28 protein-coding genes are annotated in these 24,684 nt (G+C 70.5%); 10 read left to right on the forward strand and 18 right to left on the reverse strand.

Translation table 11 applies throughout. The features are described 5' to 3' along the window. Positions 1–164: 164 nt before the first annotated feature. Complete coding sequence (locus KXR53_RS18480; RefSeq protein WP_437376720.1) at positions 165–1,172, forward strand: ABC transporter substrate-binding protein; 1,008 nt, start codon at positions 165–167, stop codon at positions 1,170–1,172. Between the two features lie 49 nt (positions 1,173–1,221). Here the strand turns inward: KXR53_RS18480 and KXR53_RS18485 are convergent, their stop codons facing one another. After that, a complete protein-coding gene (locus KXR53_RS18485) occupies positions 1,222–1,506 on the reverse strand; it encodes a hypothetical protein (RefSeq protein WP_437376721.1) in 285 nt (94 codons plus the stop codon). Positions 1,507–1,747: 241 nt separating this feature from the next. Between KXR53_RS18485 and KXR53_RS18490 the strand changes: the two genes are divergently transcribed. Further along, positions 1,748–2,158 (forward strand): VOC family protein, encoded by a 411-nt coding sequence (locus tag KXR53_RS18490; protein ID WP_437376722.1) that lies wholly within the window; start codon positions 1,748–1,750, stop codon positions 2,156–2,158. Positions 2,159–2,477: 319 nt separating this feature from the next. On the opposite strand, the gene KXR53_RS18495 is transcribed toward KXR53_RS18490, so the two are convergent. The 4 genes from KXR53_RS18495 to KXR53_RS18510 all read right to left on the reverse strand — a co-directional run bounded on the left by KXR53_RS18495 (position 2,478) and on the right by KXR53_RS18510 (position 6,519). Beyond that, positions 2,478–2,858 carry a DUF427 domain-containing protein gene (locus KXR53_RS18495; RefSeq protein WP_437376723.1) on the reverse strand — a complete coding sequence of 127 codons (381 nt, stop codon included), beginning with the start codon at positions 2,856–2,858 and terminating at the stop codon, positions 2,478–2,480. A gap of 72 nt (positions 2,859–2,930) precedes the next feature. Further along, positions 2,931–3,578 (reverse strand): RraA family protein, encoded by a 648-nt coding sequence (locus KXR53_RS18500; protein ID WP_437376724.1) that lies wholly within the window; start codon positions 3,576–3,578, stop codon positions 2,931–2,933. A 157-nt stretch (positions 3,579–3,735) separates the two neighbouring features. Next, positions 3,736–4,893 (reverse strand): NAD(P)/FAD-dependent oxidoreductase, encoded by a 1,158-nt coding sequence (locus KXR53_RS18505; RefSeq protein WP_437376725.1) that lies wholly within the window; start codon positions 4,891–4,893, stop codon positions 3,736–3,738. 15 nt (positions 4,894–4,908) lie between these two features. After that, complete coding sequence (locus KXR53_RS18510; protein WP_437376726.1) at positions 4,909–6,519, reverse strand: FAD-dependent oxidoreductase; 1,611 nt, start codon at positions 6,517–6,519, stop codon at positions 4,909–4,911. Between the two features lie 481 nt (positions 6,520–7,000). On the opposite strand from KXR53_RS18510, the gene KXR53_RS18515 reads away from it, so the two are divergent. Together KXR53_RS18515 and KXR53_RS18520 are read left to right on the forward strand one after the other, a co-directional pair. Then, positions 7,001–7,546 carry a TetR/AcrR family transcriptional regulator gene (locus KXR53_RS18515; protein ID WP_437376727.1) on the forward strand — a complete coding sequence of 182 codons (546 nt, stop codon included), beginning with the start codon at positions 7,001–7,003 and terminating at the stop codon, positions 7,544–7,546. Next, positions 7,540–8,178, forward strand: coding sequence for a glutathione S-transferase family protein (locus KXR53_RS18520; RefSeq protein ID WP_437376728.1), 639 nt, complete (start codon positions 7,540–7,542; stop codon positions 8,176–8,178). The genes KXR53_RS18515 and KXR53_RS18520 overlap by 7 nt, the downstream gene beginning before the upstream one ends. Here KXR53_RS18520 and KXR53_RS18525 read toward each other — a convergent pair. From KXR53_RS18525 to KXR53_RS18535, 3 genes are all read right to left on the reverse strand, one after another. After that, complete coding sequence (locus KXR53_RS18525; protein ID WP_437376729.1) at positions 8,175–9,248, reverse strand: alpha/beta fold hydrolase; 1,074 nt, start codon at positions 9,246–9,248, stop codon at positions 8,175–8,177. The two genes, KXR53_RS18520 and KXR53_RS18525, sit on opposite strands and share 4 nt — an antisense overlap. Positions 9,249–9,339: 91 nt before the next feature. Continuing rightward, the gene (locus tag KXR53_RS18530) at positions 9,340–9,735 is read right to left on the reverse strand and encodes a YybH family protein (protein ID WP_437376730.1); all 396 of its coding nucleotides are present in this window, start codon (positions 9,733–9,735) and stop codon (positions 9,340–9,342) included. A 68-nt stretch (positions 9,736–9,803) separates the two neighbouring features. Continuing rightward, positions 9,804–10,301 carry a hypothetical protein gene (locus KXR53_RS18535; protein WP_437376731.1) on the reverse strand — a complete coding sequence of 166 codons (498 nt, stop codon included), beginning with the start codon at positions 10,299–10,301 and terminating at the stop codon, positions 9,804–9,806. 148 nt (positions 10,302–10,449) lie between these two features. Here KXR53_RS18535 and KXR53_RS18540 point away from each other — a divergent pair, with 148 nt between their 5' ends. Continuing rightward, positions 10,450–10,923 carry a DUF6882 domain-containing protein gene (locus KXR53_RS18540; protein WP_437376732.1) on the forward strand — a complete coding sequence of 158 codons (474 nt, stop codon included), beginning with the start codon at positions 10,450–10,452 and terminating at the stop codon, positions 10,921–10,923. Between the two features lie 53 nt (positions 10,924–10,976). Here the strand turns inward: KXR53_RS18540 and KXR53_RS18545 are convergent, their stop codons facing one another. Genes KXR53_RS18545 through KXR53_RS18560 form a run of 4 tightly spaced genes read right to left on the reverse strand, consistent with a single transcriptional unit; the run spans position 10,977 to position 16,265 of the window. Next, positions 10,977–11,597 carry a sarcosine oxidase subunit gamma family protein gene (locus KXR53_RS18545; RefSeq protein WP_437376733.1) on the reverse strand — a complete coding sequence of 207 codons (621 nt, stop codon included), beginning with the start codon at positions 11,595–11,597 and terminating at the stop codon, positions 10,977–10,979. After that, positions 11,590–14,721 (reverse strand): 2Fe-2S iron-sulfur cluster-binding protein, encoded by a 3,132-nt coding sequence (locus tag KXR53_RS18550; protein ID WP_437376734.1) that lies wholly within the window; start codon positions 14,719–14,721, stop codon positions 11,590–11,592. Before KXR53_RS18550 ends, KXR53_RS18545 begins: the two co-directional genes overlap by 8 nt. Continuing rightward, complete coding sequence (locus KXR53_RS18555) at positions 14,718–14,993, reverse strand: sarcosine oxidase subunit delta (protein WP_437376735.1); 276 nt, start codon at positions 14,991–14,993, stop codon at positions 14,718–14,720. The genes KXR53_RS18550 and KXR53_RS18555 overlap by 4 nt, the downstream gene beginning before the upstream one ends. Positions 14,994–15,005: 12 nt before the next feature. Continuing rightward, a complete protein-coding gene (locus tag KXR53_RS18560; RefSeq protein ID WP_437376736.1) occupies positions 15,006–16,265 on the reverse strand; it encodes a sarcosine oxidase subunit beta family protein in 1,260 nt (419 codons plus the stop codon). A 179-nt stretch (positions 16,266–16,444) separates the two neighbouring features. On the opposite strand from KXR53_RS18560, the gene KXR53_RS18565 reads away from it, so the two are divergent. Further along, on the forward strand, positions 16,445–16,798 hold the full coding sequence (locus KXR53_RS18565; RefSeq protein WP_437376737.1) for a hypothetical protein: 354 nt from the start codon (positions 16,445–16,447) through the stop codon (positions 16,796–16,798). A gap of 46 nt (positions 16,799–16,844) precedes the next feature. On the opposite strand, the gene KXR53_RS18570 is transcribed toward KXR53_RS18565, so the two are convergent. After that, complete coding sequence (locus KXR53_RS18570) at positions 16,845–18,173, reverse strand: aspartate aminotransferase family protein (protein ID WP_437376738.1); 1,329 nt, start codon at positions 18,171–18,173, stop codon at positions 16,845–16,847. A gap of 188 nt (positions 18,174–18,361) precedes the next feature. On the opposite strand from KXR53_RS18570, the gene betI reads away from it, so the two are divergent. From betI to KXR53_RS18585, 3 genes are all read left to right on the forward strand, one after another. Beyond that, positions 18,362–19,009 (forward strand): transcriptional regulator BetI, encoded by a 648-nt coding sequence (gene betI / locus KXR53_RS18575; RefSeq protein ID WP_437376739.1) that lies wholly within the window; start codon positions 18,362–18,364, stop codon positions 19,007–19,009. Between the two features lie 130 nt (positions 19,010–19,139). Next, entirely contained in the window at positions 19,140–19,388 is a 249-nt protein-coding gene (locus tag KXR53_RS18580) for a hypothetical protein (RefSeq protein WP_437376740.1), read from the forward strand. A 171-nt stretch (positions 19,389–19,559) separates the two neighbouring features. After that, positions 19,560–19,730: a hypothetical protein gene (locus tag KXR53_RS18585; RefSeq protein ID WP_437376742.1), complete on the forward strand. Its 171-nt coding sequence runs from the start codon at positions 19,560–19,562 to the stop codon at positions 19,728–19,730. A gap of 24 nt (positions 19,731–19,754) precedes the next feature. Here the strand turns inward: KXR53_RS18585 and KXR53_RS18590 are convergent, their stop codons facing one another. From KXR53_RS18590 to KXR53_RS18600, 3 genes are read right to left on the reverse strand one after another with little or no spacing between them, the layout of a single operon-like run. Next, positions 19,755–20,168, reverse strand: a complete 414-nt coding sequence (locus tag KXR53_RS18590) for a GFA family protein (protein WP_437376743.1) — start codon at positions 20,166–20,168, stop codon at positions 19,755–19,757. A 20-nt stretch (positions 20,169–20,188) separates the two neighbouring features. Then, positions 20,189–20,656 (reverse strand): SRPBCC domain-containing protein, encoded by a 468-nt coding sequence (locus KXR53_RS18595; RefSeq protein ID WP_437376744.1) that lies wholly within the window; start codon positions 20,654–20,656, stop codon positions 20,189–20,191. Next, positions 20,640–20,990: an ArsR/SmtB family transcription factor gene (locus tag KXR53_RS18600; protein ID WP_437376745.1), complete on the reverse strand. Its 351-nt coding sequence runs from the start codon at positions 20,988–20,990 to the stop codon at positions 20,640–20,642. The genes KXR53_RS18595 and KXR53_RS18600 overlap by 17 nt, the downstream gene beginning before the upstream one ends. Positions 20,991–21,231: 241 nt before the next feature. On the opposite strand from KXR53_RS18600, the gene KXR53_RS18605 reads away from it, so the two are divergent. Beyond that, on the forward strand, positions 21,232–22,287 hold the full coding sequence (locus KXR53_RS18605; protein ID WP_437376746.1) for a hypothetical protein: 1,056 nt from the start codon (positions 21,232–21,234) through the stop codon (positions 22,285–22,287). Between the two features lie 6 nt (positions 22,288–22,293). On the opposite strand, the gene KXR53_RS18610 is transcribed toward KXR53_RS18605, so the two are convergent. Both KXR53_RS18610 and KXR53_RS18615 read right to left on the reverse strand, forming a co-directional pair. Next, positions 22,294–23,634 (reverse strand): 8-oxoguanine deaminase, encoded by a 1,341-nt coding sequence (locus KXR53_RS18610; RefSeq protein WP_437376747.1) that lies wholly within the window; start codon positions 23,632–23,634, stop codon positions 22,294–22,296. 93 nt (positions 23,635–23,727) lie between these two features. Continuing rightward, positions 23,728–24,636: a 2-hydroxy-3-oxopropionate reductase gene (locus tag KXR53_RS18615; RefSeq protein ID WP_437376748.1), complete on the reverse strand. Its 909-nt coding sequence runs from the start codon at positions 24,634–24,636 to the stop codon at positions 23,728–23,730. Positions 24,637–24,684: the final 48 nt, after the last annotated feature.

Genomic DNA, 24,684 nt, shown 5'->3' on the forward strand with positions numbered 1-24,684 from the left:
GGATTGGCAAGCCTGCGGACGCCGGGCAGCGTCGCTCATGGGCCGCCCGGTAGGAAAAGACACCGGGCATCGATTGACTCTCCGGGCCGCCACTCTATGAATCCTCGCTCCACAAGAACAGCGTGGCCGGCCAGCGGCCGCGCCTCGGCGGTGAGGAAGGGACCATGAAGTCTCGCGGCAGGGTGCGGGGTGCCGTGCCGGCGGCGCTGCTGGCGGTCGTGCTGGCCTGGGCCGGATCGGCCGCGGCGCAGGCGATACCGGCCCGGCCGGAGGCGGGCAGCTTCCGCTTGGGAATCCAGCCTTGGCTGGGTTACGGGCTCTGGCATGTCGCGGCGGCGAAGGGGCTGTTCCAGGCCGAGGGCCTGCCGGACGTCGAGATCGTGACCTTCGCCGAGGACCGCGAGATCAACGCGGCGCTGGCCGAGGGCCGGCTCGACGGCGCCGGCGTCTCCACCCATACCGCCCTGATGCTGGCGGCGGCGGGAACGCCGATCCGGATCGTCGCGCTGCTCGACGTCAGCATGACCGCCGATGCCATCATCGCCGGCCCGGGGATCGAGACGATCGCCGACCTCAAGGGCAGGGAGGTGGCCTATGAAGAGGGCAGCACCAGCCACATGCTGCTCAGCAACGCCCTGGCCCGGAACGGCATGAGCATCGCCGACATCACCTCCGTGGCGATGCCGGCCCTGGACGCCGCCGCCGCCGTGACCGTGGATCGCACCCCGGCAGCGGTGAGCTACGAGCCCTACCTCTCCCTGGCGCGGCTGGTCGACCCGACGGTCCGGCTGCTGTACACGGCGGCCGAGGAGCCCGGCCTGATCTCCGATGTCTTCATCGTGCGCGAGGAGGTGGCGGCCCGGCGCCCGGGCCAGGTCGCGGCGCTGCTGCGCGCCTGGCAGGCGGCGCATGACGACTACGAGAAGAACAGGGCGGACGACCGCGCCATCATCGCCAGGGCGGTGAAGGCGGCGCCGGGGCAGCTGTCGACCGCCTTCGACGGCGTCACCTTCTACTCCCTGGCGGACAACAAGGCCCAGCTCACCGGCGCCTTCGCCCGGCATGTCATCGCCGATGTGGAGAAGGCGGCCCAGGCCGCGGGGCTGCTGCGGGGCGAGGTCGACGCCGCCGGGCTGATCGACCCGCGCTTCGTCGCCGCCGTCGCTCCATAACCGGCCGTTGTCGTCGGCCGGCCGCAGGCGGGGTTCGATCCTTGCAGGATCAGTGCAGGGTGATGTCGGTGTCCAGCATCTCCACCTGCGCGACGCCCATCTCGGCGCCGACGCGCATATTGGCGGTCGCCCGCTCGATCAGGTGCGTGACGCCTTCGGCGTCGACCGCGGCGGCGATCATCTGCCCGGTCAGGAAGGCCAGGGCGCCGATCAGCGCACCGCTGAGGGCATGGGGATCACCGCCGACGTCGGCGGCATAATCCTCGGACCGCTCGCCGATCAGCGCGAGAAGATCGCTGTGGATCTGTTGGGTCAGGGGACCGATGGTGTCCATGTCCATCCTCCTCGGCGGCGTTCCGGGCAGGGCCGGCGGCGCCGGCTATCGGGTCAATAGCGCCCGGGCAAAGCCGGTTCCGGCCGCGGCTGCGGCATCCGGCCTCTGTTCTGCAGGAAGAATTCGGGGTGTTGCCGCTTTGTTCGGAACGTGTCGGGCGCTATGCTAGGCCATACCTATCGCGTCGGCCGGCGAGCCCGATGCACGGGACACGGAAGGCCATCGGCCGCGGGGGAGGGCCATGTTCAGCCACATCACGGTGGGCACCAACGACATCGACCGGGCCAAGCAGTTCTACGATCAGGTGCTGGCGGCGATCGGGCTGCGCTGCCAGCTCGACGACCGGGTCGCCGGCTGGTTGTGCTATGTGCCGGAGGGCGACAGCGGCCCGGAATTCCTGATCTGCCGCCCGATCAACGGCGAGAAGGCGACCTTCGGCAACGGCGTCACCATCGGCTTCAACGTGCGCGAGCGGACGCAGGTCGACGCCTTCCACCAGGCGGCGCTGGCCGCAGGCGGCGCCGATGAAGGCACGCCCGGCGTCCGGCCGCACTATCATCCGAACTACTACGGCGCCTATGTCCGGGACCCGGACGGCAACAAGCTGTGCTGCGTCTGCCACCGGGCGGATGCGCCGGGGCTGTTCCCGTAGCCTGATTGCGCCGATCTCACTTCTCCGTCATGGCGAGGACCCCGGCCTTGAACCGGGGGACGTGGCCATTCAGGGGCCGGTGCCGCTGGATGGCCACGCCCCTTCGAGGCTCGCCATGACGTGTCTTGGTTGAAGTAATGAACCCGGGCTGGCGGGACCTGTATCCCGACCTGATCTAGAGAGCAGGCCCATATCCCCGAACCGTCATGGCGAGCGAAGCGTGGCCATCCAGTCCCGCGGCCGGAGCAGACCCAACCATCCCGGATGGCCACGCCCCTTCGGGCTCGCCATAGCGGCTAAGAAGTCGCGTCGTCGGTGTCTAGGCCGGCCGCTCCGCGATCGAATCGACGCGGTCCGGGTAGAAGGCGAGGTGGTCCCTGATCGCGGCGACGGCTTCGTAGGGCGCCTCGTAGCTCCACACCGCGTTCGTGGCCCGCTCCCCGCCGGCCGGAATGCTGTAATAGGCGGCGTCGCCCTTGTAGGGGCAGTGCGAGGCGTGGTCGGTGCGCTGTAGTGCGGCCATGTCCACGTCCTGGCGCGGGATGTACTGCACCGGCGGGTAGGACGCCTCGCGCAGCGTCAGCGCGTTGCGGCTGTCGGCGACGACCCGGCCGGCGGCCGTGACCACGACCCGGCCCGGATTCGGCGTGATCGTGATCGGGTGGTCGGGTCCGGGGATCTTCCTCGGCTTCTCGCTCATGGCGTGCGGCCTCTGGTTGCTGTGTCCGGAACCACCGATGTGGGGCCCGGGCGGCAGCGAGGGAAGGGGCGGTCAGAACTTGCCGTGGCGGAGATAGGCTTCCTGCGGCGAGACGCCTTCCAGGATCGCCTTCCGCACCAGGTTCTCCTGCTGCATCACCGCCTCGACCCGGCCCACCGCCTCCTCGGCCAGGGCCTCGGGGATGACGACGATGCCGTCGATATCGGCCACCACCCAATCGCCGGTGGCGATCCGCACCTGGCCGATGGTGATCGGCTCGCCATAGGCCTCCGGCACCCAGGCGGCGACGATGTCGCGCGGGGTGCGGAAGCGGGCGAAGACCGGGAAGCCCAGCTTGCGGATGAAGGCGTTGTCGCGCGACCCGCCGTCGACGATATAGCCGCGCACGCCGCGCGACTGCAACGCCTCGGCCGACAGCTCGCCCATCAGCGCCCGCACATCGTCCTGCGGTTGGCAGATCGCGACATGGTCCGCCGGCACGACGGTCAGCAGCTCGGTCCAGGCCAGCAGGCTGCGATGCGCATCGACGGTGTCGTCCGGCCGGCCGCGGATGGTGAAGACGCGGCCGGAGATGCGGGTGTCCGGATCGATCGCGACGATGGTCCGCGGCAGCACGCAATTGGCATGGCCCAGGTCGCGCAGCACGTCGTAGACGGCCCCGGAATAGCAGGCCTCCAGCCGGGCGGTCAGGTCGGTCATGGTGCGGTCCTCCCTTCGCGACGCTATCTCGATCCGACAGGCCTGCGCCACCCCCTCACCCGAAATCGCTGGCGCGATTTCGACCTCTCCCCGAGGAGAGGTGAAGGGGCAGCACCTCCATCCCTCTCCTTGGGGGAGGGGGAGGCCGGCCTTTCCGTCACGCCGCCACCGGCGGCAGCCAGCCCTGGGCCTCGCGCCAGTCCTTGGGCAGGCCGGCGAAACGGTCCAGCCGCATCGACGACAGGTCGGCGAAGCTGCAGGCGCCGTCGACGATCAGGTCGCGGATGGCGTGGCCGCTGGCGGGCGACAGGCCGAAGCCGACGCTCGACATGGTGGCGACGATGGCGTTGTCGAAGCCCGGCATCCGGTCGATCACCGCGCGCCCGTCCGGCGTGTTCTCGATCACCCCGGACCAGCTGCGGATCATCCGCACATGGGCCGCCTTCGGGAACAGCTCCATCAGCCGCCGGCCGATGTTGCGCAGGAGGGGACTGGACGGCTTCGGCGGCGTCGAGAGGTCGACCGGCGGCAGCCATTCATGCGGGCCGCCGCCATAGACCAGGTTGCCGCGCAGCGTCTGCCTTCCGTAGAGGCCGTTGCCGTCGACCCCGCTCATCGGCATCGGCGGCAGCGGCTCGGTCACGATCATCTCGGCCCGGCCGGAGGCCAGCGGCAGGTCGATGCCCAGCATCCCGGCCAGGAGGCCGGTCTGCGGGCCGGCGGCGATCACCACATGGTCGCAGCCGAAATCGCCGCGGTCGGTGCGGACCCGGGTCACCTTGCCGCCGGCGGTGTCGAAGCCGGTGACCGTACAATGCTGCAGGACGCGGCCGCCATGGTCCTGCAGCGCCCAGGCATAGGCCTGGGAGGTGCGCTGCGGGTTGGCGTGGCCGCCATAGTTCAGCAGGTAGCCGCGCTCGACAGTGTCGCCGACCAGCGGCGCCAGCTCGCGGATCTGCCGGCCGTCCAACGTCTCGTAGCCGAAGCCCTGCTTCTCGCCCATCCGGGCCCAGCCGAGCATGAACTCGACGTCGGAGTCGTGCAGGACGATCTTCAGACGGCGCGGCTGGTGCTCGGTCGGATAGCCCAGCAGCTCGTCCATCTGCGGCCACAGCCGCTGCTCCTCGGGGAACAGCGGGCTCTGCGGATGGGTGCAGCCGCCGCCGTTGCGGCCCGAGGCCTCCCAGCCGACGATGCCCTTCTCCAGCACCAGCACGTCGACGCCGCTGCGGGCCAGCCACCAGCCGGCGCTCAGCCCCGTGACGCCGCCGCCGATGATGACGACCGAGGCGCCCGTCTTCTCCGTCTCCGCCATGATCCGCCCTCCGCCTCAGCCCTGCTTCGCCTCGCCGGTGGGGATCTCCCACCAGGGCATCCACTGGCTCTCGATGCCGAACCAGGAATCCCATTCCTGCCGCACCACCTCGGCCTCGTCCTGCGGCCACAGCACCTTCAGCGGCAGCGGCCGCACCGGCGGGCGGTAGCTGGCCAGCGGCACCTGGCCGACATCGATGCGGGAGGCCAGGGCCAGCAGCATCGCCACCTGCTCGCGGCAGCGGCGGCCCTGGCACAGCCCCATGCCGGCGCGGGTCAGGCGCTTGACCTGGTCCTGGTTGACCGGCCCGTCCTCCAAGAGGGTGGCCAGCGACCGCGTGCCCATCTTGTTCGATTTGCGCTCGAGGTAGCGGGGCGGGCTGACATCCAGCAGCTCGCCGCGGCTGACCTCCTCGCACTGGCAGACCAGCACGTCGAGGCCGCCGGTGTTGAGCAGCGCCTTCAGCCAGATCATCCGGAGGTCGCCCTGGCCTTTGACCGGCTGCGCCAGCCCGGCGCGGGCCGCCGCCACCTCGGCCTCGGTCGCCTTGCCCAGCGACGCGGCCGCGGCGATCGCCGCCACCCGGCCCTCCTGCCGCGCCACAGCGGCGTCGACCGACTTGGCGGCATGGATGCCGGCGCAGTCACCGACCGCATAGGCGAAGGGCAGGGCGGTGCGGCCGTCCGCCTCGGTCACCGGCACATGGCCGCCGCGGTCCGGGTCGTGCACCAGCCTGGCGTCCAAGGCCGCCAGCAGCTCGATATTCGGCACGGTGCCGATGCCGAGCGCGATGGTGTCGCAGGCGATGTCCCTCTCGCTGCCCGCGACAGGCGACAGCTGGCCGTCGACCCGCACCAGCGTCGCCGTGGTCACGCCCTCGACCCCGCCCGTCGCCGCCTTGATCACATGGCCGGTCAGGATCGGCACCCCATGGGCCTGCACCGCGTCGACCAGCGCCGCGGGGCCGACCGGTTCGGCCGTCACCTCGACGAGGCCGGCGACCTCCAGCCCGCGGCCCAGCGCCGTCAGGGCCAAGTCCAGCGCCTCGGCGCCGGTGCCGAGGATCAAGAGGCGCCGTCCGGCGAAGGCGTCGTAGTTGGCGATCAGCCGGTGCGCCGCGGTCACGCCCACCACCCCAGGCAGGTCCCAGCCCGGGAAGGACATGCCGAGGTCGCGCCGCCCGGCGGCCACCACCACTTTGTCGAAGCCGACCAGCCAGGACCGCTCCGCATCGGCCAGGCCGGCGACCGCCCCCGGCATCCACTGCACCCCCGGCCCGTTGGCGAACAGGCCCCAGACCGTGGTCTGCAGCATCACCTCGACGCCCTTGTCGAACAGCTCGGCCAGTTCCGGCGACGCTTCCAGGAACGGCTCCAGCAGGCGGGCCGGCGTGTTCACCGCCGCGGTGGCGCGGCCGCCGAAATGCAGCGGCACATCCATGCCGATCAGGGCTCCGTCGACCGGGTTCTCGTCGACCAGCAGCACCTCCAGCCCGCGCGCCGCCGCCTCCGCCGCTGCAGCGATGCCGGCCGGGCCGGCGCCGATGACGAGAAGCTGGACATGGCGTTCGACCGCCGGGGTCTTCCCGGCGACCGATTTCGGGTCGATCGGTGGACTAGCGCGCATTTCTCACACTCCCTGTACCCTGCGTCGCCTTGCGGTGAGTCGAATGAGGGCGCGGGCCGCGAAGAGCGTATCGGGTCATACGGTCGAGCGGCCCGCGCCCGCAGGCGGCCGCCGCAAGACGACCCTCCGGGCCGTCGCCCCATGCCGGCAGGGGGCGTCGAGCGGCTTGCCCGATGTGCCGCATCGCGCTGCGCCGCTCTCCTGCCCTGCCGGCATGGGGCGACGGCGCAGGGCACAGGGAGTGTGAGAAATACGGGCTAACCATGATGGCTCGTTCTCCGACGCGGCGTCCGGGCCGGCTCCCCTCTTGCCTTGCAGGGCGTCGCCCGCTGCGGGCATACAGGATGGGGTCGGCATCTGGCTGGTGACGCAAGGCTACCGCCGGCACCGATCGAGGACCGACGCATTGGCGACAACGAAGAACAGCAGAGCGACGGCGGAAGCCGGAAACGGGCGCCGGACGCTCAGCCGGGAAGACTGGGTGCGCGCCGCCTTGAAGGTGCTGGAGAAGGGCGGCGTCGCCGCCATCAAGGTCGACCGGCTGGCGAAGTCGCTGAAGGTGACGCGCGGCAGCTTCTATTTCCACTTCGGCGGCCGCAAGGACCTGCTGGCGGCGCTGCTGGAGGAGTGGCGCCGCCGCAACTGCGCCCCGTTCGAGGCGCTGGAGGGCCGCGACGACCTGACGGGGACAGCGCTGTTCCGCGCCTTCCGCAACGTCTGGGTCGACGAGAACCCGTTCAGCCCGGCGCTCGACATGGCGGTGCGCGACTGGGGCCGCGCGGCGAAGGAGGTGGCCCGGGCGGTGCAGGAGGCCGACCAGTTCCGCATGGGCCTGCTGCGCCGCGCCTTCGGGCAGATGGGCTATTCCCCGGACGAGGTCGAGATCCGCGCCCGGATCAGCTATTTCCACCAGATCGGCTACTACGCCATCCCCTTCCGCGAACCGCGGCCGGAGCGGCTGCGCTACGTGCCGATCTATGACGACGTGTTGACCGGACGACCGTTCAGGGAATCGGAGCCATGCTGACGATCTGGGGCCGGCGCAACGCCTTCAATGTGCAGAAGGTGATGTGGCTGGTGGGCGAGCTCGGCCTGCCGCATGAGCACATCCCGGCCGGCGGCAGCTTCGGCGGGCTGGACGACCCGGCCTTCCGCGCCAGGAATCCGCACGGCCGGGTGCCGGTGATCGACGACGGCAGCACGGTGGTGTGGGAATCGCACAGCATCCTGCGCTATCTCGCGGCCAGGCACGGCCGGTTCTGGCCCGCCGATCCGGCGGAACGGTCGCTGTCCGACCGCTGGATGGACTGGTCGCTGGCGACGCTGCAGCGCGACTTCATGGACTTGTTCTGGGGCTATTGGCGCACGCCGGAGGGCGAGCGCAACCGGGATCTGATCGCCCGCAAGCAGGAGGCCTGCGCCGCGCATTTCCGGCTTCTCGACGATCACTTGGCCGGCCGGCCCTTCCTCGCGGGCGGGGAATTCGGCCTGGCCGACATCCCGGCCGGCACCACCCTCTACCGCTATTTCGAGATGGGGCTGGAGACGCCGCCGGTGCCGAATGTCCGCGCCTGGTACCGTCGCCTGTCCGACCGGCCGGCCTATCGCGAGCATGTGATGATGCCCTTCGACGACATGTTCGGCCGGCTGGCCTATTAGTCCGTCTGCGGTTCCAGGAAGGCGGCGATCTCGGCGATCATCGCATCCCGGCCGCGCCCCGGGCGGTCGAGATGCACGAAATGGGTGGCGCCGGGCAGGGTGACGCTGCGCACGCCCGCGGACCGCATCGCGTCATGGGCGAAGGCGGCCATGTCCTCCGGCCGGCTCCAGAAATCGCGCTCGGCGCGGATCAGCAGGATCGGCGCGGTGATCGAGCCGGCATCGAACAGTCGACGGCCGCCCGCCTGATGGAAGCTGTCCTCCATCGCCCCGGCGGGGGCGCGGAAGGCCGGCGGGTTCCGCTCGGCCGAAGCCGGGTCGCTGGCCAGCGCCGCCCGGGCATAGGCCTCGGCCACCGCCGGGTCGCGCCAGCCCGCCTTGTCCTCGGCCGGGATCGACTCGTCCCAGGCCGGGAACAGCGCCGCGGCGGTGGTCGGCCGGTAGCCGCCGAGCTTCGGGCTCGGCCGGTCCGGATGCTCCGGATCGGCCGACTGCGTACCGGGACCCAGGGTCGGATGCCGGTCGGCGCCACCATAGAGCGCGTTCAGCACGACCAGATGGCCGACCTGCTCGGGCCAGAGCGAGGCGTACCAGGCGGCCCACATGCCGCCGGTGGCCCAGCCGAGCAGGGCCGCCTTGTCCGCGCCGGTGCGCTCCGTGGCGGCGCGCACCACGGCGTCGATGTCGCGCACCACCTCATGGCCGCGCGACAGCGGCCGGCTCTCGGCCGCCGGCCGGTCCATCGCCGCCGGCCGGTCCGACCCGCCATAGCCGCGGGCGTCCATGACGAAGATCCTGCGGCCCAGACGTTCGGCCAGGTCCCCGGCCAGCGACCCGCCGGGCACGTCGAGATCGAAGGACCCGATCCCCGGCACCCGGGCGCCATGGATCAGGATGATCGGCTCGCCCGCGCCGCCGGCGCCGGGCCTGACCTCGCGGACGCGAATGCCGACCCCGTCCGCGGTGGTCACGCGGAACTCCTCGCGGACGAGATCGGGGGTCGCGGCGGCCGGACCCGCGGCGAGGGCGGCGGCCAAAAGAGCGGCCCTGGAAGCGCGCAGCACAGGCATCGGTTCCTCCGGATCGGTGCTCCGGCTTGTTTGGGGCAGCCCGTCTGATCGATCAAATATCGCTTCTGCTCGCTTTGATACGCCTCAGGTATCAGCGGATGCCGTCCGGCTGCACCGTCAGCAGATTGGCGTCGCGCGTCAGCAGCCAGCGCCCGTCCGGCTGCTTGCGCAGGATGGTCAGGGTCCAGCCGGCGCGTCGCACCAGCTGGCCGACCGGCGGCGTGACGGTGATGTCGATATAGGCACGGAGATAGGCCCAGTCGCCCAGCACCTGCAGCTCGCGGATCTCGCTCCGGCCATCGATCCGCATCTCGGACTGGCCGGCGGAGGCTGCGGCGAAGGCCTCCTTGCCGAAGGGCTCGCGGCCCGGGACCATGAAGACGGCGTCGTCCGACATCAGGCTCAGCACCGTCGCCACGTCGCCGGCCTTGCTGGCCTCCATCCAGGTCTCGACCAGGTTCCGGATCGCGCGCTCGTCATCCGTCATCGCAGGCCTCGTGGGGCAGTTGCGGGACGGAAGCAATCTAGCCGGAACCGGTCGCCAAACCAGCCTGCCTAGGATCCGACCCGCCGGACCCGGAACTCGGCCAAGAGGCGCCAGTCGCGCTCGCCGTCGGGCGAGCGTTCGGCCCGCCAGACAAAGCTGTCCGGGGTGATCTCGCGGAAGCTCCAGCGGATCGTGGCGCCGCTCTCGTCCTTGCCCAGCTGGACGATGTCGCGGCCCTCGGCCCGGCCGATCTGCCGCGTGTAGTACTGCTTCAGCGGGTCGTTCCACAGGATGTGCCAGGCGTCGATGCCGGGATCGTAGATACGCAGCGTGGTGCCGAAGAAGACGCCGGGCAGGATCCAGACATCCTGGATCGCGCGGCCGTCCAAGGCCCAGCCGAAATGGATCTCGCCCCGGCCGGGCGTCGCGGTGCCGTCCTCGGCGAACAGCTTGGTGTCCATCTCCCAATCGCCGATCAGCCAGCCATACAGGCCCATCTTCTCGGCCCGGTCCGGCGCCGGGCCGTCGGCGAACAAGGCGTCTTTCAGGGAAGCGAAGGTGGTCACGAGGGCTCTCCCGATCTGTGGTCAGCCCTGGATAGGACGGGGCGGGCGGTCCCGCTTGGAGAAAATTGCGGTGTCGGCGCAGCAGATTTTGGGCTTACGGTGCCAGGCCGATTGGTCCCCTTCCTCTTTCATTTCTACGAGGGGCACGATGGACGACCACCAGTTTGGCGTGTTTCTCGCTCGCGCCGTGCAGGAACTCAACGAGAAGCAGAAGCGGCTCCAAACCGAGTACCGGCTGGGGTCATTTGCCCGCTGGTGGTTCGATCAGCAGACCGCAACGCTTCAGTTCTTCGACGAGAATGACCGTCTGGGTCTGCAGACAGAGTTCGTCGATATTGGAAGCTTTTCGGTTCGAGCAGGGACTTGGCAGTGGGCGTGGGCCAACAGCTCGGTTCTTCCTGCGGTAAGGCAGCGGTCGAGCGAGCTGAAGAAACTCAGTTCGTTGACCGGAATGGATGTTTTTGTCGAGGAGGAGGCCTTCGCCGTCTCCGAGGAAATGGCGTGGGAATTGGCGGCAATTTCCGTAATGCATCTCGATGCTGTCGGCTGTTACCGAGCCCCTTCATCGAATGGCACCCTGAATATGTTTCTGGCGCTGATGAGGATCAGATCCGTGAATTGACGGTTCTGAGCTTCTGGTGGACAGAGCAGGCCGCGCAAGGTCGGGTTGATTCCCTACTTCAGCCGCACCGCCCGCGGCGATTCCTGGGGCGGGGGCGGGCGGTGCAGCAGGGCGGGGTCGATCCGGGCGCCGAATTCCAGCGTGCCGTCGGCCAAAGCGCCGAGGGCGAACTCGGCATAGGACACCGGGATCAGCAGGTCGAAGCCATCGGCGCCGGCGCGCTGCAGATGCACCCGCACATGCTCCAGCCGGGCGGTGGCGAAATCGCCCTCGGCCAGCATGTCCGGATGCAGGTCGATCGCCGCCAGCTTGGCCAGCAGGTCGCGCGATCGCGTCCCGTCGAGGCGCAGCCCGACATAGCCGCCGGTGCAAGGCACCGCGGCGACGCCCTCCGGCAGGCCGGGCAGCGCCGCGCCGGCCTCGGCGATCAGCAGCCGGCGCCAGGGGGCGACCGGCCACAGCCGCAGCCCGCCTGTGACCAGCGCGGCTCCGGCCTCTACGACGGCAGCGCCGAACAGGCTGCGCTCCCAGCCCGCCAGGGCGGCGGCGGAGTCCGTGCCCCAGGCCGCGAGCTGCAGGATCGCCGTGGGGCGCCAGGGGCGCAGGGTCAGGCCGTCGGCATCGATGGTCGAGAGGGCCGCGAGCGGGTTCGGCAGGGCGGAAACGTTAGCCACGGACGCGCTCTCCCTTCGGGTCGTAGAAGCAGGGCTCGGTCACCCGCACCTTGACGTGGGTGCCGCGCAACGGGTCGGTGACGAAGATCGTGCCGCCCATCCGCTCCCGGCTGCGAGCCAGGAGGCCGAGGGCGATCGGCTGCCCGGTCACCGGGCTGGTGCAGGAGGAGGTGATGTGCCCCTGGGTCGGCTCGTTCTCGCGGAACATGCCGCCCTCGACCAGATGCGCCCCGGCCATCAGCGGCTCGCCCTCCTCGGAGACCAGCCCGACCAGCCGCGGCCGGTCCGGATCGGCCAGCCCCTCGCGCTGCGCCAGCGGCTTGCCGACATAGGCGCCGTCGCGCTTGGCGAAGCGCTCATGCGCCAGGTCGGCCAGCGTGGTCTGGCCATTGATCTCGGCGCCGGTCAGGAAGCCCTTCTCGATCCGCAGCAGGTCCAGCGCCTCGAGGCCGAAGCGCTCCAACCCCAGCGGCACGCCGGCCGCGACCAGCCTGCGCCACAGCTCCGGCGCGTGCTGCGCCTCGACATGCAGCTCGTAGCCCAGCTCGCCGGTAAAGCTGACGCGCAGGATGCGGATCGGCAGCCCGTCCGCCACCACGTCCCTGACCGCCATGAAGGGCAGGGCCTCGTTCGACACGTCGGCGGCATCGCCAATCAGGCGCTCCAGCACCGCCCGCGCCTGCGGCCCGGTCAGCGCGACGGCGCCCCAGGCCTCGGTCACCTCGGTCACGGCGACGCGGAGATTCGGCCAGTCCACCTCGGTCAGCCGCTCCATCATCCGCACCACGTCATGCGCCTTGGCGGTGGTGGTGGTGACGTAGAAGCGGTCCTCCGCCAGCCGGGTCACGGTGCCGTCGTCCAGCACGATGCCGTCGTCGCGCAGCATGATGCCGTAACGCGAGCGGCCGACCGGCAGCGTCTCGATCCGGTTGACGTAGAGCCGCTCCAGGAAGGCGGCGGCGTCGGGGCCCTGGACATCGACCTTGCCCAGGGTCGAGACGTCGAAGATGCCGACCCGGGAGCGGACGTGCCGGGCCTCGCGCAGCGCCGCCTGGCCCAGGCTCTCGCCCGGCCGGGGATAGTAGTGCGGCCGCAGCCAGCCGCCGGAGCGCACGAAGATGGCGCCGTCGGCGCGGTGGATCGCGTCGAAGGGCGTCCGCCTGGAGGGAACGATGTGCCAGCCGATCGACCGGCCGACGATGGCGCCGAAGGCCACCGGCGTGTAGGGCGGCCGGAAGGTCGGCGCCGCCAGCTCGCCGGCGCGCAGATGCCGCGCCTCGGCCAGGATGCCGAGCGCCGGGCCGTTCGCGGTCTTGCCCTGGTCGGTCGCCATGCCGAGCGTGGTGTAGCGCTTCATGTGCTCGGGCGACGAATAGCCTTCGCGCGCGGCCAGCCGGATGTCGGCGGCGGTGACGTCGTTCTGGAAATCGACGAAGGCCTTGCCCGTGACCTGTGGATCCGCGACGACGGGAGCGGAGGCCGGGGCAAGGGCGGGGCGCTGAAGGACCGCGGTCTCGCTTGCGTGACCTCTCCCGCGGGGCGGGAGAGGTCGGACATCCGCCAGGATGTCCGGGTGAGGGCTGGCACCGGCGGCGGGAAGGCCCTCACCCGGAGCCGCTGGCGCGGCTCCGACCTCTCCCGCAAGCGGGAGAGGCAGCGCGCCAACACTTCGATGACGACCCCCGGTTAGGCGTGCCGCCCGGCGCCCGACCGCCAGACCCTCGGCGATCGCCGCTTCGGTCGAGGCGCGGCCGGCGCAGGCGCCGGCGGCCAGCAGAGGGCCGTCCAGCTCCGGCAGCACGAAGCCGCCGAGCCGTCCCTCCAGGCGCGGGCGGATGCCGCGCTGGCTCAGCAGATGGGTGGTCGGCATCCAGCCGCCGGACATGGCGACAGTGTCGCAGTCGATGGTGAGGGACTTGCCCTCGCCATCCGTCCGGCCGATGCGGGCGCCCTCGACGCCCAGCCGGCCCCTGGCGCCGCGCACAGTCGCCCCGGCATGGACCGGGATGCCGGCGGCGCGCAGCTCCTCCGTCAGCGGTCCGGCGGGATCGCGGCGCGAATCCACCAGCCCGGCGATCTCGACGCCCTGCCGTTTCAGCGCCAGGGCGGTCCGCGCCGCGCCGTCGCCGATCCCGGCCACCAGCACCCGCCTGCCCGGCGCCACGCCATAGCGATGGGCGTAGCGGCGCGTCGCATTCGCCAGCATCACCCCGGGCCGGTCGTTGTTCGGGAAGACCAACGGCTGCTCGATCGCCCCGGCCGCGACCACCATGGCGGCGGCGCGGATGATCCAGAAGCGCTGACGCGGCAGATGCGGCGGCGGCATGGGCAGATGGTCGGCGACGCGCTCGATCAGCCCGACCGTGCCGTGGTCGTAGATCCCGAAGGCGGTGCCGCGCGGCACCAGGGTGACGCGGTCGCCGAAGCCCTGCAGCGCCGCCAGCCGTTCCGCCACCCAGTCCACGGCCGGCCGGCCTTCGACCGGCTGGTCCTCGGCCAGCAGGGCGCCGCCGAAGCGGTCGTTCTCGTCGCACAGGATGACGCGGGCGCCGGCCTCGGCCGCTGCCAGGGCGGCGCTCAGCCCCGCCGGGCCGGCGCCCACCACCAGCACGTCGCAGAACGCATGACGCCGCTCGTAGCGGTCCGGGTCGGGCTCCTGCGGCGCACGGCCCAGCCCTGCGGCGCGGCGGATGATCCGCTCATAGACCGGCTCCCAGGCCGAAGCCGGCCACATGAAGGTCTTGTAGTAGAAGCCGGCCGGGAAGATCGGGGCCAGCAGGCCGTTGACCACGCCCAGCGCGTCGAAGGCCAGTGACGGCCAGCGGTTCTGGCTCTGCGCCACCAGGCCGTCATAGAGCTCGACCATGGTGGCGCGGGTGTTCGGCTCGTGCCGCGCGCCGGTGCGCAGCTCGACCAGCGCGTTCGGCTCCTCCGACCCGGCGGAAAGGATGCCGCGCGGCCGGTGGTACTTGAAGCTGCGGCCGACGAGCCGGACGCCATTGGCCAGCAGGGCCGACGCCAGCGTGTCGCCCGGATGGCCATCGTAGCGCCGCCCGTCGAAGGTGAAGCCGAGCCGCCGCGACCGGTCGATCAGCCCGCCCCGGGCCAGGCGATGCGAGGTCATCGTCCGGCCTCCGGCGCAGGACGGCGAAACGGCTCCGCCGCCGTGATCTCATGGGTCAGCGTGTCGCGCGTGACCAGGATCCAGGACCGGCAGCCATAATTGTGCTGCCACAGCTCGCGATGCGCGCCGCGCGGGTTGTCGTGACGGTAGACATGGTCGAACCAGGGCCCGACCGCGGTCTCCTCATGCGGCGGGCGCGGCGTGTCGGCATCGCCGCCGTAGAAGAACTCGGACAGGTCGCGCGGGCCGCACCAGGGGCAGGGGATTCGCATATCGTCTGCTCCTCAGTGCCGGTTCGCGATCGGCCCGACGCCGTTCTCGTCGATGATCCGGCCGCGCTCGAACCGGTCGAGGGCGAAGGGCCGGTTCAGCTCGTGCGGCTCGCCATGGGCGATGGTGTGGGCGCAGACCCAGCCGGAGCCGGGGATGGCTTTGAAGCCGCCGTAGCACCAGCCCATGTTCAGATAGAGCCCGTCGATCGGCGCCAGGCCGATGATCGGGCTGCCGTCCATCGACATGTCCATCACCCCCGCCCAGTGCCGCAGGATGCGGGTGCGCGACAGGTTCGGCATCAGCGCGATGGCGGCGGTGGCGACATCCTCGACAACCGGCAGGTTGCCGCGCTGGGCGTAGGAGTTGTAGCCATCCAGGTCGCCGCCGAAGACCAGACCGCCCTTGTCGGACTGGCTGATGTAGAAATGGCCGCTGCCGGACCAGGAGAAGACCTGGTTCACGACCGGCTTCAGCCCCTCGCCGACGAAGGCCTGCAGCAGATGGCTCTCGATCGGCAGCTTGAGGCCGAGCTTGCGCGTGAGGGTGGAGGAGGAGCCGGCGGTGGCGAGGCAGACCCGGTCGGCCGAGATCGGGCCCTTGGCCGTCATCACCCCGGTGACGCGCTCGCCCTCGCGCAGGAAGCCCAGAACCTCGCAATCCTCGATGATGTCGACGCCGAGATTGCTGGCGGCGCGGGCGTAGCCCCAGGCCACCGCGTCGTGCCGGGCGGTGCCGGCGCGGCCCTGGCGCATGCCGCCATAGATCGGAAACAGCGCGTTGTCGGAATAGTCGAGATTCGGCGCGATCCGGCGCAGATCGTCAGGCTCCAGCCATTCGGCGTCGATGCCGGCCAGGCGCATGCCGTTGCCGCGGCGGCGCAGCGCCATCGCCCCGGCCAGCGACGTCGCCAGGAAGATCGAGCTGCGGGCCGAGAACATGACGTTGTAGTTCAGCTCCTCACTGAGCCCGTGCCACAGCTTCAGCGACCATTCGTAGAAGTGCTGGTTGTCCGGCAACAGGTAGTTGGAGCGGACGATGGTGGTGTTGCGGCCGACATTGCCGCCGCCGATCCAGCCGCGCTCGACCAGCGCCACATTGGTGATGCCGTGGTTGCGGGCCAGGTAATAGGCGGTGGACAGGCCGTGCCCGCCGCCGCCGACGATGACGACGTCGTAGCTCTTCTTCGGCGTCGCCTTGCGCCAGGCCGGCTCCCAGCCGCGATGGCCGCCCAGCGCCTTCCGCGCCAGCGCCAGGAAGGAATAACGCTGCATCCGTCCGCCCCGCCTCCGCCGGTCCACCCCGGCGCCTCCCGTTCCTGGCTGTACAGTACATCACTGTATGTTCAGGGGAAGGGGGATGTTGGTCGCGATATCGAGGTGGCACAATTTCGCTCCAATTCGGAGTCACCGTCGCCTCTGGCCGATCGGGGGTCGGCAGGAGAGACGATACGATGACCGGTACCATGGCCGGTGTTCTGAAGCCCGGCCTCTGGCGTGTCGGCGGGATCGGCGCCCTGGCGCTCCTGGTCGCCTGCGGCCCGACCCCGTCGGAGATGCAGCTCAACTACGCGTCGCAGCGCTGCGCCTATGGCGACCCCTATGCCTGCAACTCTCTCGGCCCGCTGTCCTACCAGGCGCAGATCGAGCGGCAGCAGCAGGACACCAATACGGCTCTGGCCGTCGGCGCGCTGGCGCTGGGCGGGCTCGTCATCGGCGCCGCCATCGCCGATGACGATGACGACGGCTGGCGCCGCCGCCGGCATTGGCGGCACGACCGCTGGCGCTATCGACACCGCTACTGGTGACCCCCCGGGCTGATCGCGCGCCCGCCGCGCGCTGCGGTGCCCGCCTTCAGCGCGCTGTGGCCGCGACCGCGCCGAGGGTGCGGTCCAGGGCGCGCTCGAAGCCGGCCAGGGTGTCGGCCAGGCAGCCTTCGTCATGCGCCTCGCAGACGAACCAGGGCTCGCGCGAATCCGGCTCGCACAGCACGCCCTCCTCGTGCAGCTCTCGGGCCAGCGCGTCGTAGAAGTGGAAGTCGGATCGTCGCCAGTCGCGGAAGTCGCGCGGCGGCGCCGGCGCGAAGAACAGCCCGGCCATCGACGGGTGTCCGGCGAAGCAGTGGACCACGCCGCGGGCCTTGAGGATGCGCGTGATTCCGGCCTGCAGCCGGCGGCCATAGGCGGCGATTGTCTCCAGCGCCGGGGTCTCGTCCAGGATCTCCAGCGTCTTCTCGGCCGCGGCCAGCGCCACCGGATGGGCGGTGTAGGTGCCGCCATGGGCAACGCCGCGGCCGAACCGGCGCATGATGTCCGCGCGGCCGCCGATGGCGGCGATCGGATAGCCGTTGGCCATGGCCTTGGCCAGGGTGACGATGTCGGCCCGGACGTCCATCAGCTCCTGCGCCCCGCCACGCGCGACGCGGAAGCCCGACTTCACCTCGTCGACGATCAGCAGCACGCCGTGGCGGTCGCACAGCTCGCGCGCGGCGCGGACATAGGCGGCATCGGCGGTGATGCCGCAGCAATTGCCCATGATCGGCTCGATCAGCATCGCCGCGATCTCGTGCGACCGGCGGCGCAGCAGGTCCTCCAGCCGGTCGGCGTCGTTCATCGGCGTCAGGTGCAGAAGCGGCCGAACCGCCTGCGGCACGCCCTCGGAATAGGGCACGACCGGCGGCTCCTCGCCGGGTCGGTCCGGGTCCCACCGGTCCAGCGCCACGCGCCACATGGCGGCGTCGAACAGCCCGTGATAGCTGCCCTCGACCAGCACGTAGCCCTCCTTGCCGGTCGCGGCGCGGGCCAGGCGCAGCGCCGCCATCACCGCCTCGGTGCCGGAGTTGGAGAAGCGCACCAGCTCCGCCGCCGGCATCATCCTCGCGATGCGCTCGGCGACCGCGAGCTCGCGCTCGGTCGAGAGGGCGAAGACGCCGCCGACAGCCATGCCCTGCCGCGCCGCCTCGTCCACCCGCGGGTCGGCATAGCCCAGGATCGCCGGGCCGTAGCCGAGCCGGTAATCGACATAGCAGTTGTCGTCGAGATCCCAGATCCGGCCGCCGTGACCCCGCTTCACATAGATGGTCCGATCGTCGCCCCAGTAGCGGAAATTCGAGGCGACGCCGAGGGGCAGCCGGGCGGACGCCCGGCGGAAATGCGCGTGGCTGCGCGACAGGTCGCGGGTCATGGCGTAGGCCTCTCGTCGGTCGATGGTTCGCTGCCGCGGGATCGGTGCCCAGCATGCCGCCGCAACCACCGACCTGTCCAGGATGTTGAATGAACGTTCAACAAGAAATCAGCTGGACGGCCCCTTCGGAATCTTTCCGCTTCCGAGGGCGGATGCTAGGCTTTCCGGCGGGTTGGACGGGGGTGCCGATGGCGGAAGAAGGGGCTGCGCGCAACCCGAACCGGGGTCGGCGCCAGCCGAAGGAGACGCGGCGGCAGGAGCTGATCGAGGCGACGATCGACGCCATCGCCCGGCACGGCTACGAGGAGACGACGATGGCCGTGGTCGCGGACCGCGCCGGCCTGTCGCGCGGCATCGTCAACTTCCATTTCGAGAGCAAGGAAAAGCTGTTGGTCGAGACGCTGCGGTCCCTCGCCGAAGAGTATCGCGCCCATTGGCGCCGTGCCCTGCACGCGGCGGGGCCGACCGCGGCCGAGAAGCTGTGGGCGCTGGTCCTGGCCGATTTCGACCGGACGATCTGCAGCCCGCGCAAGATCGCCGCTTGGTGCGCCTTCTGGGGCGAGGCCAGGACACGGCCACAGTACCGCGCCCTGTGCAGCGCCAACGACCAGGACTATCACCTGGCCCTGCTCAACCTGTGCCGGGAACTGGCGGCGGAGGCGCAGTCGCCGGCTCTCCTGGCCCGCGGCCTGAGCGGGCTACTGGAGGGGCTGTGGCTGCATCTGATGATGGGGCCGAAGGAGTTCGGCCGCGAGGAGGCCCACGCCTGCGCCGTGGAGATGCTGGTCTCGATCTTTCCCCGGCATTTCGACCGGGACGGCCCGATCCGGCCTTGAGTGGCGCAAGTTGCAAAAAGAACACCACGATTGCCATGTGATTGGGCCGAAGGAACGCAGCTCTTCCTGGTCCCGTTGCGTCTCCGTTGCGGCCTCGATTCGGGTCGCTTGATAGATCGGAGGACGTGAGATGCGTTCTTTCTGCGCCGCATTCGCCCTGGCCGGCCTGTCGTTGCTGGCGGTGGGCTGCACGGTGAATAACCCTCCGGCCGAGCGGACGGCCGCGACCACCGTGGTCACCCAGCCGCCGCCGGCGACCGTCGTCACACAGCCGGCGCCGGCAGCGGTCGTCACCCAGCCGGGGACGGTCGTCACCACGCCGAACACGACCTATGTCATGCCGCGTCCCAGCACCACAGTGGTGACGCCGGCCTACTGAGGCCGGTCCGCACGGCGGCCCGCGGCTGCGGCCGCCAGGGCGCCGACGCCCGCTTCCTGGGCCGCCGTGCCGACCCTCTCCCCGTTCGCCGGGGAACGGGGCGCCGCATCGTCCTGTTGCTTCTGAGCGCGGCGTGGACACACGCCGCTTCACGGAATGGGAGGATCGGTCATGCGCTCCATGACCCTTGTCGTCGCCTTGCTTGGGCTGCCGATCCTGGCCGCCTGCACGGTGAACAACCCGCCGCCGGAGAGGCCGACCACCGTGGTGACTCAGCCGCAGCCGTCGGCGACGGTGGTGACCCCGCCGCCGCGCACCACCGTGGTGACCCCGTCCTACTGACGGCGGCCGGCGGCGAGGCGCGCCTCACAGGTGGCGCGTCTCCGCCGGCGGTGAGTCCCAGCGGTCGGCGCGTCCGTCCTCGTACCGGACCGGCGCCTCGGCCAGTTCCTCGGTCGTCGCGTCGTCGAGGCAGGCGACGTTGACGGCGTAGAAGGTGCCGCCCAGCTCTTCCATATGGCCACGGCCGAACGGCTTGATGCCGCAGCGGCGGCAGAACAGGTGATGGATGGTGCCGCCGGCAGCACCGTTGAACTGATAGTCCGACAGCGCCTCTTCCCCTTGCAGCAGGCGGAAGTCGGGCGCCGGGGCGATCGCTTTCCAGAACCGCCCCTTGGTGCAGATCGAGCAGTTGCAGCGGCTGGTGCCGGCCGCCAGGTCGATCTCGCATTCGAACCGCACGGTGCCGCAATGGCAGCTGCCGTGATAGGTGCGCTTCATCGCTTCCTCCCTCGGATTGGTCAGAGCTGCGCCAGATAGGGTGGCAGCCGGTCGAAGCATTCCTCCCAGCCGCCGCGATGGCTGTCGCGGCTTTCCGCCGACCGGAAGCCGGTCTGGCGGAAGGTCATCTCGGTCTTGCCGTCGCGCTCGGTGAAGGTGACGGCGATCAGCATCTGCTCCGCCTCGTCCTCCTCCCAGGCGAAGGTGAAGACCAGCCGCTCCGGCGGCGCCACCTCCCGATAGACCCCTGCCATGCCGTAGCTCTTGCCCTCGGGCGAGGTGATGACGGCGCGCCAGGCGCCGCCCGGCCGGACGTCGAGCCGCACCCCGGAGGCGGAGAAATCCTTCGGTCCCAGCCAGCGCACCAGGTGCTCGGGCTCTGTCCAGGCCTTGAAGACGAGGCTGCGCGGCGCGTCGAACAGGCGGGTGATGACCAGCGTCGGCCCCGTCTCCGGGTCGGCGCCGGCGCTGTCATTGCGTCCGGTCATCATCGGGCTCCTTGCCTTGCAGTTGGCGCAGATAGTCGTCCAGCCGGTCGAAGCCGGCGTCCCAGAAGGGGCGATAGCGCTCGACCCAGTCGGCGATGTCTTTCAGCGGCCCGGCTCGCAGCCGGCAGGGCCGCCACTGCGCCGCGCGGCCGCGCTCCACCAGCCCCGCCCGCTCAAGCACCTTGAGGTGCTTGGACACGGCGGTAAGGCTCATGGCAAAGGGGGCACCGAGCTCGGTGACCGAGGCCTCGCCCTGGGCCAGCCGCGCCAGGATGGCCCGGCGGGTCGGGTCGGCGAGGGCCGCGAGGGTCTGGCTGAGGGGATCGATCGGCATGTTCTGAACCGATTGGTTGATCAACCATATGGTTCAATACGGCCGACAGCCTGAATGTGTCAAGTCGGCCGGAGCTGGTCGTCGGCAGAGCGTAGGCACCAACGCGGATACAGGAACAGAAGCGAATGGCTGTGTGGCGAGGGATGCCGTCTCGCTTCGCTCATTGCCAGCAAATGGCGGCGCGGTTACCAAGCTGTGATCAATGAAAGCGTGAGCCATGGTCACAGGGATAGCGATGCTGATGACGGGGCTGGTCCTCCTCGGCATCGTGCACGAGCTTGGGCACTTGGCCGGCGCCTGGGTCACCGGCCTGCCGGTGAGGAGCATCACCTTCGGCTCGGGCTTGCCGTGGCACCGTTGGCGTCTCGGAGCGATCTGGCTGATCGTCCGGCGAGTCCCATTCGGCGGCATGGTCAGTCTGTATCCGACATTTCACAGGCGCTCCGGGGCCGAAGCCCTGTTTCTTTTGGGCGGTGTCCTAGGGAACATTGCCGTCTTTGCGCTTACGGCGGCTCTGGACGAAGCCGGTCTGATCCCATCGCCGCTCCGCGACCCGGTGGGAACGATAGCGGCCGTGCAACTGCTGGCTCTTCTCAACCTGGTGCCTGTGCGGACCCGCCTTGGCGAGACGGACGGAAGGCAGCTGCTGAAGTTGATCGGCCGTTTATGGCGCAAGGCCCCGGGATCGCCCGTCATGGATGTCTATCGGCAGGTGACATCCCGCTACGCGGCCGATCCGACCCGTCCTGCTGCGCCATCGGCGGCGGCCGGACGGGTGCTGTATCACGTCCTCTGGCAGGAGCAGCTCCAGGATGGCCTCTCGGCCGAGGAATCCGTCGCCGCCGTCCTGGCGCTGCTGGCACGGTCGGACCTGACACAGGAAGAGCGCCTGGCGCTGCTCGACCGGCTGATCTGCGACGGCCTGGCGACCGAAAGCAAGGCAGACCTGGCCCGTCTGGACGAGTGGTCTCGGCGGGCACTGGATCTGGGCCCAAATATTGCGACGGTGAGGGGCAGCCGGGGCGCCGTCCTGATCCGGCTCGGCCGATACGCGGAAGGCAAGGCGTTGCTGGAAAGCGATCGTGGCGATGATCATGACACCGGCTTCCGACATTTGTTCATTGCCAAGGCGATGCTCGGCCTCGGCGACCGGGAAGCGGCAGCTGCCGCGCTGCCGTCAGTCCGGCAGCATCTGAATGGGACAGTTCCCGGCTACATGCAGACACTGCTTTGCCAGTTCGAGGCCGAGCTGCTTGCGACGGCGGCAGGGAAACCGGGGATGCCGAATTCCGGCTGATAGTGGTCAGTCACCGGCCTGTATGCGCGCCGCTAGGGCCTGGTGGCGCCGCATCAGGCCGGGCAGGTCCAGGCCGGAGATGACGCCCTGCTGCACGCGCCAACGGCCGCCGACCATGACGAAATCGGCCCTGTAGGCGCCGCACAGCACCAGCGCCGCCAGCGGGTCGCCATGGCCGGCGAAGCGCAGCTCGTCCAGAGCGAACAGGGCGAGGTCGGCCTGCTTCCCCGGCGCGATGACGCCGAGATCCGGCCGGCCGAGGCAGGCGGCGGAGCCGGCGGTGGCCCAGCGCAGCGCGTCGCTGTGGCTGATCCTTGTGACGCCGTAATGGTGCCGCTGCAGCAGGAAGGCGGCGCGCACCTCCTGGATCAGGTTCGAGCCATCATTGGAGGCGGAGCCGTCGACGCCGAGGCCGACCGCCATCCCGGCCTGTTCCATGCCGTGCACCAGGCAGTGGCCGGAGCCCAGCACCTGGTTCGAGCAGGGGCAATGCGTCACCGCGGTGCCGGCCCGGGCCAGGCGGGCGATCTCGGCCCCGGTGAAGTGGATGCCGTGCGCCAGCCAGGTGCGGGGCCCCAGCCAGCCGCATTCCTCCAGATAGTCGAGCGGCCGGCAGCCGAACTTGTCCTGGCAGAAGCGGTTCTCGTCCTCGGTTTCGGCCAGATGGGTGTGCAGCCGCACGTTGTGGCGCTCGGCCAGCGCCGCCGTGCGCCGCATCAGCGAGCCGGTGACGGAGAAGGGCGAGCAGGGGGCCAGTGCGATCTGGATCATCGCCCCATCGCCGGCCTCGTGATGCGCCGCGATTAGCCGCTCGCTGTCGGCCAGGATGGTGTCCTCGTCCTGCACGACACTGTCCGGCGGCAGGCCGCCGTCGCGCACCGACAGGTTCATCGAGCCGCGGGTCAGCACGGCGCGGATCCCGAGCGAGCGCGCCACCTCGACCTCGATGTCGATCGCGTGCTCCAGCCCCGCCGGGAAGACATAGTGGTGGTCCGTGGTGGTGGTGCAGCCGGACAGCAGCAGCTCCGCCATCGCCACCGTCACGGCGCTGCGCAGCGCCTCCGGGTCCAGCCGGGCCCAGATGGGGTAGAGGGCCTGCAGCCAGGGGAACAGCTCGCGGTCCAGCGCCGCCGGCAGGGCGCGGGTCAGGGTCTGATAGAAGTGGTGGTGGGTGTTGATCAGCCCCGGCAGGACGACGTGGGCGCCGGCGTCGAACACGCTGTCGACCGGCGCCGCGGGCTCCCGCCCCGCCGGCACCAGCTCGGCGATCCGGCCGTCCCCGACCACCACGCCGCGTTCGGCGCCCTCCGCCAGGATCGCCAGCGGGTCCCTGATCCACAGCCGCATCGCACGCCTCCCGTCCCGTCTGCCGGCAACCTAGCACCGGGCGGCGGGCACGGGAGGGGCGGGGTGGTTTGAAAGTGCTTCAAACGCGGAGCGTCACGCCGCGTCCTGCCGCGCGGCCGCCGGGCCGGCGATCTCGAAATCGGCCTGGCGCTCCAGCACCTTGAGGATGGCGGAATGGTCCCAGGCGGCGCCGCCCTGGGCGATGGCGGCGTGCAGCAGTTGCTGCGTCGCCGCGGTGTTCGGCAGCGGCACGCTCAAGGACCGGGCGCCGTCCAGCGCCAGGGCCAGGTCCTTCTGGTGCAGGGCGATGCGGAAGCCGGGCGCGAAGTTGCGCTGGATCATGCGCTCGCCATGCACCTCGAGGATGCGCGAGGCGGCGAAGCCGCCCATCAGCGCCTGCCGCACCCGGGCCGGGTCGGCCCCGGCTTTGGCGGCGAACAGCAGAGCCTCGGCCACCGCCTCGATGGTCAGCGCGACGATGATCTGGTTGGCGACCTTGGTGGTCTGGCCGTCGCCGTTGTCGCCGACGAGGGTGATGTTCTTGCCCATCGCCTCGAACAGCGGCTTCACGCGGTCGAAGGCGGCCTGCGGTCCCCCGACCATGATGGTCAGGCTGGCGGCCTTGGCGCCGACCTCGCCACCCGAGACCGGGGCGTCGAGATAGTCGCAACCCAGCGCGTTGACCTTCTCGGCGAAGCCCTTGGTCGCGATCGGCGAGATCGAGCTCATGTCGACCACCACCTTGCCGGGCGACAGCCCCTCGGCGACGCCACCGGGGCCGAACAGCGCCGCCTCCACATGCGGCGTGTCGGGCACCATGGTGATGACGATCTCGGCCCGGCGCGCCGCCTCCGCGGCGGAGGACGCGGCGATGCCGCCCTGGACGGCCAACTCCTCCGGCACGCCGGTGATGTCGTAAAGGAACAGGCTGTGGCCGGCGGTGATCAGGTGCCCGGCCATGGGCCGGCCCATGATGCCGAGGCCGATGAAGGCGACGTTCATGACGAACTCCTGTGATGGGGGAGGAGAAGCGGTGGGGCCGGAGCCGCC

Origin of the sequence: Inquilinus limosus, from assembly GCF_051487185.1 — a bacterium.
In the GTDB taxonomy this organism is placed as follows: Bacteria; Pseudomonadota; Alphaproteobacteria; order DSM-16000; family Inquilinaceae; genus Inquilinus; species Inquilinus limosus_F.